We start from the raw sequence: 16,850 nt of genomic DNA, 5'->3' as shown, positions 1-16,850 counted from the left end.
CAGGCTCACGCTCCTTACTTTTTAGCATTCGATTGGCGTTCAATAATCTCTCTAATCTCGTCAATAAATACATTAATATCTTTAAATTGGCGGTACACAGAAGCAAAGCGTACATATGCTACCTCGTCAATAGACGCAAGGTGATCCATAACCTTTTCGCCTACATCATCGGACTGTACTTCCCCATTACTCATTTGGCGCAAATCTTTTTCGATAGCAATTACTACCTCATCTAGCACCTCAAGGGCCACAGGACGTTTCTCACATGCGCGAATCATACCACGTAGTAATTTTTCGCGGCTAAACTCCTCACGTGAACCATCTTTCTTTACAACAATTAATGGTGTTTCTTCTATTTTTTCAAACGTTGTGAAGCGATAACTGCAAGACTCGCACTCTCTACGACGTCGAATTTCTTTATTATCATCAACTGGTCGCGTATCAACAACTCGCGTACCATTATATTGGCATGAAGGACATCTCATATTTTTATCTCCCGTAAGTTAATTTACTAGTTCTAAGTATAACAAACTTTTAAGCTCACAAAAAGGATAGGCTACATCAAACACAAAAGCAGCATCACGAGAAAGACGTGACACTGCTTTTTTGATAATTATTGGTAATGATACTGCTTTTGCTGCTGAATAATCCATTTATCCATTGCTTTATATAACAGCACCATAATAACTGTAATAATAATACCTTTAATAATATTAAACGGTAAAATACCTTTGATAATCATAACGTATAATGCATCACCAACGACTTGATCCATACCTAAAAAGTACGTATACATTGGTAAAAATACAGCATAATTTAAAAAGCTCATGCCGACAGCCATAACAAGTGTCCCTGCGATTAAGCCAGTAATTAGCCCTTTCACAGATTTAAAACGATTAAAAACCATATACACAGGCATAATGAATAATACCCCTGTAGTAAAGTTGGCAATATGCCCCACTGGCACACCTGTTTCAGTACCTGTAAATAACCAATCCAATACATTTTTAAATAGCTCTACTAAAATACCTGCTGCTGGTCCCATTGTAATGACTGCTAGTAATGCTGGCATATCACTAAAATCAACCTTTAAAAATGCGGGAAACGGTGGAATCGGAAAATTTAATAAATGTAGTAAAAAGCCAATACTACTCAACATCCCGATTGTTACGAAATACTTTGTGCGCTTGCGTTGCTTTTCCATGTTACTCTCTCCTCTTTGCTGATTACACCTCGCAAGAAGAAAGGTCCGACAAATGTGTGGCATAAAAAAGACATTACACATGTCGTACCTTCACCTTCTCCCATCCAGACTATACTGTCGGCCTTGGAGTTGCACCAAGTCAGCTACTCACAAAAATGAGTAGGTCGCGGGCTCGTATGCTTATAGGTTGCTGTCGAACAGCTACCGCATAATTACCGCCGGTCGGGAATTGCACCCTGCCCCGAAGATGAATCATATTTTTTAGTTGTTACACTACTATCATAGGCAATTTACAATGAATTGTAAAGTACTACTGCTTTTGTTTAACGTAAGGGTAAATAAAATGTAAAGGTTGTACCTTGTCCTTCTACACTATCCACCATAATATTACCCGAATGTGCCTTTACAATATTACGTGCAATCGCTAAACCTAATCCCGTACCACCTTTAGAACGGGTACGTGCCTTATCTGCCTTATAAAAGCGCTCAAACACGTAAGGCAAGTCTTCTTGTGGTATACCAACGCCTGAGTCTTGCACAAGTACTTTAACAAAGGTTTCCTCACGCTCAACTTTCACACTTACTGTACCATCTTCAAGTGTATGACGAATAGCGTTGTCAATTAAGTTTGTTAGTACCTGCTCAATGCGATCTTCATCTAACACTACCGTCTCATGCGGCTCAAATTCACTAGTAAATATTAAGTTAACGTGCTTTTCTTTTGCCACTTGCGCAAACTTTTGCGTAATACGTTCAAATACTGTATTAAGCGGATAGGTTTCTGTATTAAGCATCATATGTCCCGCTTCCATACGCGCTAAATCTAATAACTCAGATACTAGGCGACCCATTCGCTGTGACTCATCATAAATAATACGAATCATTTCATTGCGGTCTTCCTCAGTAGTAACGACTTCATCTAGTATCGCCTCAGAGTAGCCTTGTAACATAGCAATCGGCGTGCGTAGCTCATGTGATACATTCGCAATAAAATCAGAGCGCAACTTTTCTAAGCGGTGCTGCTCAGTCATATCACGAATAACGGCTACTGCGCCTCGTACAGAGTTACCACCGTACAACGGGCTTATCGTAATGCTGTAGTAAGCACCGTGCATTTCAATTTCTTCTTCTAATTTATCCTCAAACACTAATACATGATCTAGCATGTGATAAATTTCAGGTGGTAATGGCTCACTACTTTGGCTTCCTTTATTTACAAACCACATTTGCAATAACTTTTCCGCAGGTGGATTGCTCAGCAAAATGGTGCTGTCACTATTAAAGGTAATCACCGCATCTGTCATAGAAGTTAAAATATTAGAGACTTGCTCCTTCTCTTGATTAATAACCTCTAAATTATGCTTTAACTGACGCCCCATTTGGTTAAAGGCATTTGCTAGTTGTCCAATTTCATCATTTTGGCTCGCAACGACTTTATTATCAAACTTACCCTTTGATAGCTCAATTGCTGTTTCACGCATCTTGCGCAAAGGCAGTGTAATACGTGAAGATAGGAAAAAGGCAAAGAAGGTCGTTAATACAAAGGCGATAATAGCCGCTAATAGGACAATTTTTGTTGTCTCACGAGAAGTTTTATGTAAGGCCTCTGGGTTTTGGTACATAAAGACTGCCCCGTGCATCTCGCTCTCACCGTTTAATGGGAAAGCTAATACTAAATACGTATCCATTGCTTCTTGTTCAGAGTAGGATGGCATTAAGAGTTCTTTAACAATTGGCTCAGTTGTAGAATATACTTTGGCAAACGCCTTATTATCTAAAATCGTTTGTTCAATCTCTTTTTGGTTTTTGCCGTCTTGTAACGCCATTACAATATCGCGGCTCGTATTAGCCACCAAGGCATTCGTACCTTCTGGCAAAATATCTTCAAGCATGCTTTCGGTCTTACTATCCAGTTGCTCCTCGTCATAAAGGCTAGCAATGGTATGGGCTGTTTGTCGTAATGACGACTCAGCTTGTTGCACGTGATAGTTTTGTAAAAACTCAAGCATAAGTACGGTAAAAACAAACAGTACAAATGAAACGAGAAGCAAGATGGTTACCCACAGCTTCCCGACAACACTATTCCATATTCTATTCATTCACGACCTCAAATTTATAGCCGACGCCCCAAACCGTAACAATCATTTTAGCAGCATTTTCAGATACACGGTTTAGCTTCTCGCGCAGTCGTTTTACGTGCGTATCAACTGTACGTAAATCACCAAAGAAATCATAATGCCATACTTCTTTTAACAATTGCTCACGGTCAAATACCTTATCTGGTGATTTTGCTAAGAAGTATAATAGCTCATACTCTTTTGGTGTAAGGTTAACTTCTACTCCCTCCGCTGTGACACGGTGTGCATCATGGTCAATCATTAAATGCGGGAAGACAACTAAGTCTTTTGAAGTTGATGCGTTCGCTGCAGGTGCAAAGGCTTGTGAGCGTCGTAAAATAGCTTTCACACGCAACACAACCTCGCGCGGGCTAAATGGCTTTACGATGTAATCGTCAGCGCCAATTTCAAAGCCATGCACGCGGTTTGCCTCCTCGCCTTTTGCGGTAAGTAAAATAATGGGTGTCGTAGAACGCTCACGCAACTCCTCACATACTTGTAATCCATCTTTTTCTGGCATCATAATGTCGAGCAAAATACAGTGATAATCTTTTTCTAATGTCATGGCTAGTGCTTCCTCGCCATTCTCTGCTTCATCAATCTCGTAGCCTTCGCGCTCTAGGTACATTTTTAATAAGCGACGGATGCGATCTTCGTCATCTACTACAAGGATGGAAATATTGTCTGACATTGTGTTACCCCTTTCTACATTCATCTATATCTATTGTACAATTTACTTCACAAATTGAAAAGAGAAGCACATTTTTCGTCATGTGCTTCTCCAATCGTTACGCGTATGAGTGAAGTCCCGCGATGATTAAGTTAATAACAACTAAGTTGAAAATCATAATCGCAAAGCCGATTAATGCAAGCCATGCTGATTTACGACCTTCCCAACCTTTTGATAAACGAAGGTGAAGGAACGCAGCATAGAACAACCAAGTGATTAATGCCCATACTTCTTTTGGATCCCAGCCCCAATAGCGACCCCATGCCTCTTGCGCCCAAATCATAGCGAAGATTAAAGCACCAAGGGTGAAGACCGGGAAACCAATTAATACAGAACGGTAACCAATCTCGTCCATTAACTCTAAGTTAGCACGCTTAACAAACGGTTTAAGCATCTCACTTACACGTTTACGTGATAGTAAACGAATAAGTAAGTAAAGGATTGAACCTACTAATAGTGACCACGCTACCGTTGTTAATTTCTTAGCGTTAATAATAGGTGGTGTATCCATTAACGGCTTCATTTTACCTTCTGTTAAAGCCACAGATTCATTCATACCAAATAGCGCTGGTACGTCATACGTAATTTCACGTTGAATTTCGTCCTTATCCATATACGTAAACTGCGCTTCGTAGCCAATACCACGGAACACCAACGTTACTAATACGAAACCAATAACTACTACCACAAAGAACATTATTGCCTCTAATGCTGTGCGCTCTTTAGATGGTTTTGTTAAATCTACTACTTTTAATAAATACACAAGACCTGCTACAGCACTAATAGATAAAATAGATTGACCAAATGCTGCAGAGAGCACGTGGATTGTAAGCCAGTTACTTTGTAATGATGGTACAAGTGGGCTAACGTCTGTTGGGAACATTGCCGCATAACCAATAATTAATACAGCGATTGGTAAAGCAATTAAACCAAGTACAGTAGCACGGTACATAAAGTACATAATAATAAATGCCAGTACAATAAACATACCAAATGCTGTTGTAAACTCAAACATATTACTTACTGGCGCATGACCTGTATACATCCAACGTGTGATAAAGTAACCTAGGTTTGCGATAAAACCAATAATAGTAATGATAATCGCAATTTTCCCCCACTTATCTGCATGGCGAGCTGCCGCTTCCCTTTTATCATGTGAATTTTTTACTGCTCCACCGAAAAATAAAGTTGCAATTAAATAAGCAAGGAAAGCTACAAATAGTAAGTTACCACTAAGACTAATTAAACTCATTATGCTTCGTCACCTTCCTGTTTTTCTTCGGAATCATTTAAATCAAGCTGGTCAACGTAAGCTGGTAATTGCGCTGCTTGCGTGACAATATCAAGTTCTTTTTTCAAACCAAACCAGTTTTTATTAGTATGGGCCGCAAGAATAAGCTTGCCATCTTTTGTTGCCTGTACCCATAAACGACGGTGGTTCCAATAGGAGCCGATAGCTACACCAATCATAAAGATGATACCACCAACAGCAATAATTGGGATCGTACTATCCTTATGAATCGTTAAACCTGATGAGTTACGCGTTGTTGCTGAAGCAAACTTCATCATATTTTTGTTTTCACCTAATGGCTCCAATGTGTTACGAATCGCCACAAAGCTCGTTTCGCCTTCTGGCGTATCAGGTGTTGTCATTTTAAAGACAAACGCTGGATTATCAGGCACTGGTAAATTAGTTTGTGGTACACCATCTTTAAAGCCTGCAAAGTCCGGTGTATAATTTAAAATCTCAACACTTGAACCATTACCTAAATCATATTTCGCCTCTGGATTATCTAGTTGAACCGTCACTTGCCCATAAGACTCTTCTGTTTCTTTGTTAACTAAATCAAATGTCATCGTATACAGCTCATCTAAACGGTAATCCATTTGATAAAGCGAGTAGCCATCATATTGCAAAGGATGGTTAACACGAATCGAATATTCTTTTACTAACTCTAAATTGTCAGTATCTCCTGGTAATGCACCTTCTGGTTGCTTATATAATTTAGCGTTCGTTTGGAAGTTTTTCGCTACCACGTTAACACCTTGTCGTACTTGCTCACCCGATGGTCCATCTTTATCGTTTTCGTGCATTTCCAAAATAAACTTGTCATTTTCAAGGAAATAACCTGGCATACCCATAACTTCAATTGTTTCGCCTTCTCGAATCAACATCGACTCATCAACATATAAACCAGGTATAACGCGTAGTGATACACCTGTTAAAAATACAATTAAACCTACGTGATTAATATAGGGGCCGTATCGAGAAAAGCGATTTTTTTCAGCTAATAATGCATCCCCATCGCGACGAACCTTATATTTTAACGCTTTCATTTCTTTTTCTATCGTTGCTAATGTTTGCTCATTATCTTCGACTTCACCTTGTGCTACGATACGTTGGCGCTTCATAAAGCTCTCGTGTCGCTTTACACGTTGGTTCGTTAATGATTTATGCAGTGGGATACCACGGTCAATACTCGCTACGATAATCGAAATACCAAGCATTCCTACAAGTACTTGGAACCACCAAGAACTATATAAATCAGACAGCCCTAATGCATAATAAATTTTACCGATTGTGCCATACGTATTTTCATAGTATGCGCCCTTATCGCCAAGTGTACCTACATTGACATAAAACTCTTGCGGTAAAAATGTACCGACCGAAGCTGCAAGTAGCGTAATAATAATTAACGCAATCCCTACCTTAACGCTCGAGAAGAAATTCCAAATTTTGTCGACGATTGAACGATTATACGTTTTAGAACGAATGGCTTTACCGTCATAACGCATATCAACAACTTTGGTGTTCTTTTCTTCCTCTGTTAATGGTCTACCACATTTTTCGCAAAGCTTTGTACCATAAGGGTTAACATGTCCACAAGCACAAGTAATTTTTTCCTTCTCCATGTGACTGACACTCCTTATTATTGCGGCTTAATTGACTCCATCATTGCCCCAATTTGTTGCTCCGTTAATTCACCCGTTACGATTTTTGTTACTTTACCCTCAGGTGATACTAAAATAGTTGCGGGTAAACCTATGATGTTGTATGCATTTCGTACACCTTTTGTTTTATCAATTACCACAGGGAAGTCTAGCCCGTATTGATCAACAAATTTTTGTACTTCAAAATCTGATTGTGCAATGTTGATAGCTAAAATCTCAACACCTTGATCTTTGTACTGCGCATATTGACTATTCATATAAGGCATTTCTTTTTCACATGGTTTACACCATGTACCCCAGAAATTTAATAATACACCTTGTCCTTCATAATCAGATAGCACATGTTTATTACCTTCAAGGTCTACGAGCGAGAAGTTAGGTGCTTTATCACCAACTTGTAGCACGCTTGTTTTATCTTTAGTTGCTGTCGAATAAACAACATAGCCAATCGCTACAACTAAAAGTACTAAAATAATTGTGCGCGTTACTAAGCGTTTTTTCTTTTTATCCATGAAGTCAAAACCTCCCTAAAAAACGTAAATGCCATATCCATTATATCAAATGTTATGTTTATGCTCTGCTTTTAAACTTGAATGATTTATGACTCTTTTGCTTAGTCCAATTTGCCCGTTTCAGCTAAAACACGCAACTTCTTCACTTCATGTTTCGTCAATTGACGATATTCGCCCGGCGTCAAGTTACCTAAATCTAGGAACGCAAAACGCTCACGCTTCAGCTTAACAACTGGTGTACCAATTGCTTCAAACATACGACGCACTTGGCGATTGCGCCCCTCGTGAATGGTAATCTCACAAATAGCCTTGCCTGCCGCTTCATCTGTTGACATCATGCTAACTTTTGCTGGCGCTGTTTTACCATCTTCTAAACGAATACCACGTTGTAATTTTTTGAGCCCATCAATTGTTGGGATGCCTTTTACGCGTGCTACATATGTTTTATCAATTTTAAATTTAGGGTGTGTTAATTGATACGAAAATTCGCCATCATTTGTTAATAATAATAAGCCTGTTGTATCGTAATCTAAACGACCTACAGGGAAAATGCGTTGTTCTATATTTTTGAAGATATCGGTTACTGTTTTTCGATTTTTATCATCCGTTACAGCTGAAATCGTAGCACGCGGTTTATATAATAAGAAGTATACCTTCTGCTCCTTCTCGAGCTTTACACCGTTAACCTCTACTTTATCTGTGTCACTCACTTTAGTCCCTAATTCCTTCACAACTTGCCCATTAACCTTAACCTTACCTTCGACGATAAGTTGTTCTGCTTTACGACGTGATGCAATACCCGCGTAAGCAATTACTTTTTGTAATCTTTCCAATGTTCGTCCACCTCTTTTATTAGTCGTTGAAATTATGTCACACTTTCGGCATTCCGTATAGCTTTTAATTTTCGTCAAACGTTTGCTCAAACTTGGACATAAACAAGTCTGTTGCGTCATCGCTCACTTCTTCCTCTTCAGGTAAAGTAGGCAACTCTGTAATATCATTTAAAGCAAATTGATGTAAAAATTCTGTCGTTGTCCCGTATAAAATCGCTCGCCCCGCACCTTCATTACGCCCTACTTCTGTAACAAGCCCTTTTGCCGCTAGTGTATTTAGCGGTCGCTCACTCTTAACACCTCGGATAAACTCAATATCACTACGAGTTACGGGCTGCTTATAGGCAACAATAGCTAGCACCTCTAGCGCAGCCTGCGATAAACTTTGCAACGGTGGATCTTCAATAAGTTTTTCTACTACATTGGCGACTGACTGCTTCGTTACTAAACGATAAACACCTGCGGTTTGACGCAGCTCAATTGCACGCCCTTCTTGCTGGTAACTCGCCTGTAACTCAGCTAAAGCTGTTGCCATTTCTGTTGGTGTTGCCATTGTAAATTGCATGAGTTGCTTCTCACTCAAGCCATCCTCCCCAACAACAAATAATAATGCTTCAATTTTGGTAATCAAGTTCGGCTGTGTATTCATCTTGCCACTCCTCTTGCACTAAAATAACGGTTAGTTCTTCAAAGTTTTGTTGTTGTTCAATCCTAATCATCTGCTGACGCATTAATTCGAGCACAGATAAAAATGTGGCGATTAACGCACTCTTATTACCGACCTCAAATAAATCAGCAAAGCTTGCGCGCCCTTTAGCTCGTTTTAAATACGAAAACACAGAGCGCATTTGATCTTTAATTGCAATTTCTTGCCTTGCTACCCGCGTTGTTAAAGGTTGTTGCCATTTTTTTCGTTGTAACATTTTTTCGAAGGCAGCTAACATATCATACACGGTAACATCCATATCAAAAAATGCCAATTGCTCCTCCTTCATATACGCCGATAAATCAGCTGCAGGACGCACATATTGTGGAATCACGCTCGCACTCTGCTCCTCAAGTTGCTCAGCAATTTCTTTATAACGCTTATATTCAATAAGGCGCTGTACAAGCTCCTCACGTGGGTCGACTTCCTCTACCATATCATCCATACCTATATCATGGACAGGTAGTAACATGCGACTTTTAATTGCTAGCAATGTCGCTGCCATCACTAAATATTCACTTGCTTCGTCTAATTCTAGCACCTGCATAGCATGGATGTGCGCCATATACTGCGCAGTGATTTCTGCTACTGGAATATCATAGACATCAATTTCAAGGCGCTGAATCAAATGTAATAATAAATCGAGCGGGCCTGAAAAACCTTCTACACTTACTTCATAAGCCATTCATTAACCACCTTTAGTCAATTTCTTTTATACTTATCTCATCAAAGTATAAAGGAATGAGTTTTGTTATGCATCCACAACTACACCCCTTATTTATCGATTACTGTGCCCACTTTACCCTTGGCGATTTTTTTGAGTGTCATGAGGTTGCAGAAGAATACTGGAAAATGCTTGCGCCTGGCGATAAAGAGCATGCTCTTGTTGGCTATATTCAGCTCGCTGCAGCACTTTATCACGCGCGTCGTGGCAATACACGAGGCGCACAAAAATTAAGTACGAGTGCAAAGCGCATCCTAATGAATGCAGATGACGTCTTCTTTGCGTATGTTGATCGCGAGCAACTTCTCCGTCACAAGTTAGCTATGACTGATGAATTACAATCGCTTGTGACAGCACGTATAGCTGAGTTACCTAAGCTTGATGCGCATTTTATTATGCACAAGCATACTTTGCGTGACCGCTCTGAAGTTATTGCGGCACGCCAACCAAAAAAAGCGCTGCCTACGAAGTAATCGTTTACTCAGTAGGCAACACTTTATCTATTTTCCGCTATGCAGCCCATACATTTATCAAACAATGGCTGTATATCATCAATTGCACATACTTCTTTATAAATGCCTAAGGCTGTAAGCTCCTGCAAAATTTGTGTTGCAATGCCTTCACCGCGGTAAGATGGCACAACACAAATATGCTGTAAGGTTGCTACCTCACCATCAACAGTGACACCTACAATGCCCACATATTCTTCTTGTTGCTTCCACAAGTATAAATGTTGCGTCTCGTCTTTCGCATAGGCGTCAATCGTTTCTGTAAGTTTTTTTATATTTTTCTCACTTGGCATTAGCGATAACAAACCCATCGCTATTTTTTGCAACGATTTTTTATAACGAACTAACATAATTATTTTTCCCTCTTTTTCTACCTGTTGCTAATTATTTTGGTGGTGCTTGAATGTAACCGTTTGGCACGAGGAAGAACCAGTAAACTGCTACCCAAAGACAAACCACACCGAGTAATGCTAGTAATACTAAAATATTTTTCTTTCGCAATGATTATTCACCCTTTTTTAACGTTAACGCTTTATCATTGGCAATAATATGCGCATACGTTTCGCGCGCTACCACAAGCTGGTGCTGTCCGTTCTCTACAAATACGACAGCTGGACGAGCGACGCGATTATAATTGCTCGCCATAGCATAACCATAAGCGCCTGTGCAGAACATCGCAAGTATATCACCTGATTGCGCCTTTTGTAGTTGTGCGTCTTCAATTAATTTATCACCTGACTCACATAGCTTACCTGCTACTGTGTATGTCTCTGTTGCGGCTTCATTTGCTTTATTTGCAATAATAGCCTCGTACTTTGCATCATATAATGCTGGGCGAATATTATCGCTCATGCCACCGTCCACAGCAATATACTCGCGCACATTTGGTACAGTTTTATGTGAGCCAACTGTATATAACGATGTACCAGCATCCCCGACAAGCGAGCGACCTGGCTCAATCCAAATTTCCGGCATCGTTAATTTTACCTCATTTACTTTCTTCTGTACAACCTTAATCATATCTTCCACATACACTTGTGGTGCTAATGGCTGGTCTTCTGCTGTATAACGAATACCAAAGCCACCACCTAAATTAAGCACTGTACATGTAAAACCATACGCTTCTTTCCATGTTGCCATCTTGTCTACGAGCTTTTCACCTGCTACACCAAAAGCTACTGTATCAAAAATTTGCGAGCCAATATGACAATGCATGCCTAATAGTTTTAAGTAAGCATCTTCATAAGTTTGTAGGAAGGCCTCATCTGCCTGTCCGTTATTTAAGTCAAAGCCAAACTTTGAGTCGGCTTGACCCGTTGTAATAAAGTCGTGCGTATGCGCCTCTACACCTGGTGTCACGCGCAGTAAGATTGACATAGTTTGCTGACGGGCAGCCGCCATTGTTTTTAACATTTGAATTTCATAAAAATTATCTACTACAATACAGCCAATCTTTGCATCAAATGCCATCTCTAACTCAGCTAGTGATTTGTTGTTACCATGGAAATGGATTTTTTGCGCGTCAACACCTGCCTGTAAAGCTGTATATAACTCGCCCCCAGACACAACATCAATTGACATGCCCTCCTGTGCCGCTAGCTGATACATTGCAATGCTTGAAAACGCCTTAGATGCATAAGCTACCTGTGCAGGCACTCCTAACTTTTTAAAGGTTTCTACAAAGCCTTGTGCACGCTCACGAATTAATGCCACATCATACACAAATAATGGTGTACCATAAAGATTTGCTAATGTTATCGTATCCACTCCACCAATTTGTAAATGCCCTTGTGAATTCACTTCTTGTGTACCATATAAATGCATTATCTTCTCCTCTTTCCTTGTCAAAATAATCGAAAAATATCTATAAAAACATTACCACACTAAAGCAGTAAAGAAAAGATGCACACAAAAAACGCCCTCACACTACCTGTGAGAGCGTTGCTAGTTATTCTGTAATAATTGAATGGATTAATTTTGGAGCGGCTACAGCCTCATCTGATAAAATAATGTGGTCATATAGTTTTTGCTCAACGTCCGTAATATCTTCACGATTAGCATAAATGGTAACAAGTGACTCACCTGCATTTACATAATCGCCTACTTTTTTGTTTAATACAAGCCCAACTGCTAAATCAATTTCTGACTCTTTTGTAGCGCGTCCTGCACCCAGTAGCATAGCTGCTGTACCAATATCATCAGCTTCTAGTTTAGCCACATAGCCTGATGTTTTTGCCGCAAGCTCTGTCACAAACTTAGCTTGTGGTAATAAAGTTAAATCATCCACTACTGCTGCGTTACCGCCTTGTGCTGTAATAAAAGCACGTAGCACTTCAAGCGCAGAGCCATCTGCTACAACTGCTTCAAGTTGTGTGCGTGCCTCTGCTAATGTTTTAGCATGACCACCAAGCACTACCATTTGTGAGCCTAAAACATAGCATAGCTCTTGTAAATCTGCTGGGCCTTTGCCTTGTAATGTTTCAACAGCTTCTTTAATCTCTAAAGCATTACCAATCGCAAAGCCAAGTGGTTGACTCATATCCGAAATAATCGCCATTGTATTACGTCCAACACTATTACCGATTTTCACCATGGCATGAGCTAAGCGTTCAGCATCTTCTACTGTTTTCATGAAGGCACCATCGCCTGTCTTAACATCTAACACGATTGCATCTGCACCTGAAGCAATTTTTTTACTCATAATCGAACTTGCAATTAACGGAATACTGCTTACTGTGCCTGTTACATCACGTAACGCATAGATTTTTTTATCCGCAGGTGTTAAATTACCGCTTTGGCCGATAACTGCCATTTTAATTTCATTTACTTGCTTCGTAAAGTCTTCTGTTGACAATTCAACATGGAAGCCTTCAATTGCTTCTAATTTATCAATCGTACCGCCTGTATGACCTAAGCCACGTCCGCTCATTTTAGCAACAGGTACGCCAACAGCCGCTACCATTGCTGCTAGTGGTAACGTAGTTGTATCACCTACACCGCCTGTAGAGTGCTTATCAACTTTAATACCGTCAATAGCTGCTAAATTAATTTGGTCGCCTGATGCTACCATTGCCATTGTTAAATTAGCACGCTCTTCATCCGTCATATCTTCAAAGTAAATCGCCATTAATAAAGCACTTGCTTGGTAATCCGGAATCTCACCATTCGTATAGCCTTCAATAAAGAATGCAATTTCCTCTTTCGTTAATGCGTGACCGTCACGTTTTTTTTCAATAATATCTACAAATCTCATTTTGTCGCCTCCAGTAGTGGTAAAAAGCTTTTGCCGTATGTCGGCGCTTTAATATCAAAATTTTCTGCAATGGTTGCCGCAATATCCGCAAACGTTTCGTTTAAGGGCATTTCTGTCACTTGCGCGAATCTTGGTGAATAAACAAGCAATGGCACGTACTCACGTGTATGATCCGTCCCTGGGAAGGTAGGGTCATTGCCGTGGTCAGCCGTAATCATAAGCACATCATCTTCACCTAACGCATGTAAAATCTCTGGCAAGCGAGCGTCAAATTGCTCAAGCGCCTCACCATAGCCTTGCGGATCACGACGGTGGCCAAAGTTTGCATCAAAGTCTACAAGGTTTAAAAAACTCATGCCTGTAAAATCTTTGCGTACAACTTCTGCATACTTATCCATACCATCCATATTGTTTTTAGTACGAATTGCCTCTGTTACGCCTTCACCATTAAAGATGTCAGAAATTTTGCCAACTGCAATGACATCATAACCTGCATCTTTCATTTCGTTCATTGTTGTGCGCTCAAATGGTTTTAGGGCATAATCATGACGATTAGATGTGCGTGTAAAGTTACCTGGCTCTCCAACAAATGGGCGAGCAATTACGCGCCCTACTAAATAATCAGGTGCTAGTGTTAGTTCACGTGCAATCTCACAAATTTTATATAATTCTTCTAACGGGATAATGTCCTCATGAGCAGCAATCTGCATTACAGGGTCAGCCGATGTATAAACAATTAACGCACCCGTTGCCATATGCTCTTTGCCATAATCCTCAATCACTTTAGTGCCTGAGTAGGGTAAGTTACATAAGATTTTACGTCCTGTGCGACGCTCTAGCTCATCTAATAAACTTTGCGGAAAACCTTCTGGGTATACTTTAAATGGTTTATCAATATTTAAGCCCATCATTTCCCAGTGACCTGTCATTGTATCCTTACCAACCGAAGCTTCCTGCATCTTGCCATAAAAGGCTGTAGGTGCTTCAACCATGTCAACTTTATGTAGCGGCGCAATGTTACCTAAACCCATTTTTGTTAAGTTAGGAATGTGCATCCCGTCCATATGCTCAGCAATATGCCCTAATGTATGCGAACCTTCGTCCCCAAAGCTTTTAGCATCTGGTGCTTCACCAATACCTACTGAATCCATTACAATTACGTGCATTTTTTTAAATTTTGTCATAGTAATTACCTCCGTTTATTTTTTTATTTTACCAAACATTGCAGAAATAAGTAAGGTCAGACATCTGACTAAGTGAAAATTATGCGCGTGGATGAAATTGTTTATACACTTCTGAGAGGCGTACCTTACTCACGTGGGTATAAATTTGGGTTGTTGCAATGTCTGCATGCCCAAGCATTTCCTGCACAGCGCGCAAATCTGCCCCGTTCTCTACGAGGTGCGTTGCAAAGGAATGACGCAGTACATGTGGCGTCATCGTTTTTGTTAAGCCAGCATTTTGTGCGTGTTGCTTTAATAGTTTCCAACAACCTTGTCTTGTTAATCTCTTCCCTCTTTGGTTAATAAATAAAGCATCTGTAGCTGGATAATTTTTCAACAATTTTGGGCGCGCTTCGTTAATATACTGCTCATAAGCTTTTAGTGCCGTTTGACCAAGCGGTACAATACGCTCCTTATTTCCCTTACCAATAATACGTACAAAGCCCATAGACGCATGAATTTGCTCCATATTTAATGCAATCAATTCACTGACACGCATACCTGTGCCGTACAATAACTCCAGCATAGCTACATCTCGCACGCCTTGTGGCTTTACAGTATTAGGCGCAGCCAGTAATTTTTCGATTTCTTCAAGTGATAACACATCAGGTAATGTCTGCGTTACCTTTGGCATTTCGATATGATAGGTTGGGTCCTCCTCGGTAATACGCTCGCGCAATAAAAATTGGTGAAAGCCACGTATAGAGGATATGTGACGTGACGTAGTACGCGCAGATGTCGTTTGACGCAATTGCTGTAAATGCTTGGTAATATGTTCGCGTGTAATCCCTTGTAAATTTGTCACTTGCTGCGCCTTTAAAGAGCTTGCATACGCCTCTAAATCACGGCGGTAAGAAGCTAGCGTATTATCCGCTAATTGACGCTCTACACGTATAAAGTGTAAATAATCATTAATTTCATCTTGAAACATTTCGTCATCTCCTCGTAAAAAAAGCACTTTACAAACGACCGAGGTCATTTATAAAGTGCTTTTTGGCTTTTATGCCTGCTCATTCATTCGTTTCCTTATCATGACAGCGCCAGCAAATACCGTGGAATGTAAGACGGTGGTCTTTAATTTTAAAGTTCCAACGTTTTTCGACAACATTTTCGACATCCACTAATAAATCTTCTTGGATTTCGTCAACAGCACCACACTCAACACACACTAAATGGTGGTGGAAATGCGTTGCGCCCTCTTGTCGTAAATCATAACGTGAAACACCGTCGCCAAAGTTAATTTTATCGACAACCTTAAGCTCTGTTAATAGCTCAAGTGTGCGATAAACGGTTGCTAGGCCAATATCTGGTGCTTTTTCTTTTACAAGCAAAAAAACATCCTCTGCGCTCAGATGATCTTCTTCGTGCTCAAGCAACACAGCTACCGTCGCCTCTCGCTGCGGCGTCAATTTATAACTTGCACTATGCAATTGTTTTTTTATTCGATCGATGCGGCTTTCCATACGACGCCCTCCTAAACTTTTATCATTATACCAAAGCAATAAAAAGAAAAACAAGTTAAGTACATTATTTCATTAACTGTTGTAGTTTCCACCATTGAATTGCATACGCCGTTTTAGCATCCGCAATGTCTCCATTTTGGAGCATTGCAAAAACGTTATCAAGCGTTTCTTCTTGTAACTCCACAAACTCATCCTCATCAAGCGGCGCTTTTTGTAGCACAGCCTCCAACTCACTCGCATAATACACATGAATAATCTCATCCGCAAAGCCAGGTGATGTGGCAAAGGTTTGTACATGCTCCCAATGCTTTGCTTTATAGCCCGTTTCTTCCTCTAGCTCACGCTGTGCGGTATGTAATGGTAGTTCTCCAGCTTCCATTTTACCAGCAGGGATTTCTGTAGACATACGTTCAAGCGTCTTGCGGTATTGGTTAACAAGCACCATTTTTTGCTCAGGTGTAATCGCAATGACTGCAACGGCACCAGGGTGCTTAACTAATTCACGTTTTGCTTCCTTACCATTAGGTAGCGTAACATCATCTACTTGCAGTGAAATGATTTTACCTTGAAATATTTTTTTCGTACGAATTGTTTTTTCTTCAAAATTTGGCATTGAACTGCCCC

18 protein-coding genes and 1 riboswitch are annotated in these 16,850 nt (G+C 40.2%); of the genes, 1 reads left to right on the top strand and 17 read right to left on the bottom strand.

Annotation, left to right across the window (positions count from 1 at the left end; all coding sequences use genetic code 11):
* Positions 1-14: 14 nt before the first annotated feature.
* From nrdR to CH76_RS01250, 10 genes are all read right to left on the bottom strand, one after another.
* The gene (gene nrdR, locus CH76_RS01295) at positions 15-485 is read right to left on the bottom strand and encodes a transcriptional regulator NrdR (RefSeq protein WP_036141752.1); all 471 of its coding nucleotides are present in this window, start codon (positions 483-485) and stop codon (positions 15-17) included.
* 128 nt (positions 486-613) lie between these two features.
* Complete coding sequence (locus CH76_RS01290) at positions 614-1,204, bottom strand: ECF transporter S component (RefSeq protein ID WP_036141750.1); 591 nt, start codon at positions 1,202-1,204, stop codon at positions 614-616.
* An 88-nt stretch (positions 1,205-1,292) separates the two neighbouring features.
* Positions 1,293-1,457: riboswitch (FMN riboswitch) on the bottom strand.
* A 70-nt stretch (positions 1,458-1,527) separates the two neighbouring features.
* The gene (locus tag CH76_RS01285; protein WP_036141747.1) at positions 1,528-3,303 is read right to left on the bottom strand and encodes an ATP-binding protein; all 1,776 of its coding nucleotides are present in this window, start codon (positions 3,301-3,303) and stop codon (positions 1,528-1,530) included.
* Positions 3,296-4,012, bottom strand: a complete 717-nt coding sequence (locus CH76_RS01280) for a response regulator transcription factor (RefSeq protein ID WP_036141744.1) — start codon at positions 4,010-4,012, stop codon at positions 3,296-3,298. Before CH76_RS01280 ends, CH76_RS01285 begins: the two co-directional genes overlap by 8 nt.
* Before the next feature lie 97 nt (positions 4,013-4,109).
* Positions 4,110-5,303: a cytochrome c biogenesis protein CcsA gene (ccsA, locus tag CH76_RS01275; protein ID WP_036141741.1), complete on the bottom strand. Its 1,194-nt coding sequence runs from the start codon at positions 5,301-5,303 to the stop codon at positions 4,110-4,112.
* On the bottom strand, positions 5,303-6,964 hold the full coding sequence (locus tag CH76_RS01270; protein WP_036141740.1) for a cytochrome c biogenesis protein ResB: 1,662 nt from the start codon (positions 6,962-6,964) through the stop codon (positions 5,303-5,305). Before CH76_RS01270 ends, ccsA begins: the two co-directional genes overlap by 1 nt.
* A gap of 17 nt (positions 6,965-6,981) precedes the next feature.
* Complete coding sequence (gene resA / locus CH76_RS01265; protein WP_036141737.1) at positions 6,982-7,515, bottom strand: thiol-disulfide oxidoreductase ResA; 534 nt, start codon at positions 7,513-7,515, stop codon at positions 6,982-6,984.
* 101 nt (positions 7,516-7,616) lie between these two features.
* Positions 7,617-8,348 carry a pseudouridine synthase gene (locus tag CH76_RS01260; protein WP_036141735.1) on the bottom strand — a complete coding sequence of 244 codons (732 nt, stop codon included), beginning with the start codon at positions 8,346-8,348 and terminating at the stop codon, positions 7,617-7,619.
* Between the two features lie 64 nt (positions 8,349-8,412).
* A complete protein-coding gene (scpB, locus tag CH76_RS01255; RefSeq protein WP_036141732.1) occupies positions 8,413-8,997 on the bottom strand; it encodes an SMC-Scp complex subunit ScpB in 585 nt (194 codons plus the stop codon).
* Positions 8,963-9,739: a segregation/condensation protein A gene (locus tag CH76_RS01250; RefSeq protein WP_036141730.1), complete on the bottom strand. Its 777-nt coding sequence runs from the start codon at positions 9,737-9,739 to the stop codon at positions 8,963-8,965. The genes scpB and CH76_RS01250 overlap by 35 nt, the downstream gene beginning before the upstream one ends.
* A gap of 68 nt (positions 9,740-9,807) precedes the next feature.
* On the opposite strand from CH76_RS01250, the gene CH76_RS01245 reads away from it, so the two are divergent.
* Positions 9,808-10,251 carry a DUF309 domain-containing protein gene (locus CH76_RS01245; RefSeq protein WP_036141728.1) on the top strand — a complete coding sequence of 148 codons (444 nt, stop codon included), beginning with the start codon at positions 9,808-9,810 and terminating at the stop codon, positions 10,249-10,251.
* Positions 10,252-10,274: 23 nt separating this feature from the next.
* Here CH76_RS01245 and CH76_RS01240 read toward each other — a convergent pair whose 3' ends face one another.
* The 7 genes from CH76_RS01240 to CH76_RS01210 form a co-directional block, all read right to left on the bottom strand.
* Positions 10,275-10,637, bottom strand: coding sequence for a GNAT family N-acetyltransferase (locus CH76_RS01240; protein ID WP_036141726.1), 363 nt, complete (start codon positions 10,635-10,637; stop codon positions 10,275-10,277).
* Positions 10,638-10,791: 154 nt separating this feature from the next.
* Positions 10,792-12,111 (bottom strand): diaminopimelate decarboxylase, encoded by a 1,320-nt coding sequence (gene lysA, locus CH76_RS01235; protein WP_036141723.1) that lies wholly within the window; start codon positions 12,109-12,111, stop codon positions 10,792-10,794.
* A gap of 124 nt (positions 12,112-12,235) precedes the next feature.
* The gene (locus CH76_RS01230; protein ID WP_036141721.1) at positions 12,236-13,540 is read right to left on the bottom strand and encodes a pyrimidine-nucleoside phosphorylase; all 1,305 of its coding nucleotides are present in this window, start codon (positions 13,538-13,540) and stop codon (positions 12,236-12,238) included.
* Positions 13,537-14,724 carry a phosphopentomutase gene (gene deoB / locus CH76_RS01225; RefSeq protein WP_036141717.1) on the bottom strand — a complete coding sequence of 396 codons (1,188 nt, stop codon included), beginning with the start codon at positions 14,722-14,724 and terminating at the stop codon, positions 13,537-13,539. The genes CH76_RS01230 and deoB overlap by 4 nt, the downstream gene beginning before the upstream one ends.
* A 79-nt stretch (positions 14,725-14,803) precedes the next feature.
* Positions 14,804-15,694: a site-specific tyrosine recombinase XerD gene (xerD, locus tag CH76_RS01220; protein WP_036141715.1), complete on the bottom strand. Its 891-nt coding sequence runs from the start codon at positions 15,692-15,694 to the stop codon at positions 14,804-14,806.
* 79 nt (positions 15,695-15,773) lie between these two features.
* Complete coding sequence (locus CH76_RS01215; protein ID WP_036141713.1) at positions 15,774-16,226, bottom strand: Fur family transcriptional regulator; 453 nt, start codon at positions 16,224-16,226, stop codon at positions 15,774-15,776.
* A 64-nt stretch (positions 16,227-16,290) separates the two neighbouring features.
* A complete protein-coding gene (locus CH76_RS01210) occupies positions 16,291-16,839 on the bottom strand; it encodes an NUDIX domain-containing protein (protein WP_036141711.1) in 549 nt (182 codons plus the stop codon).
* Positions 16,840-16,850: the final 11 nt, after the last annotated feature.

The sequence above is a fragment of the Lysinibacillus sp. BF-4 genome (assembly GCF_000743635.1).
In the GTDB taxonomy this organism is placed as follows: domain Bacteria; phylum Bacillota; class Bacilli; order Bacillales_A; family Planococcaceae; genus Metalysinibacillus; species Metalysinibacillus saudimassiliensis.
The sequence above is the reverse complement of the archived record's forward strand: the minus strand, read 5'-3'. Positions and strand labels throughout refer to the sequence as shown.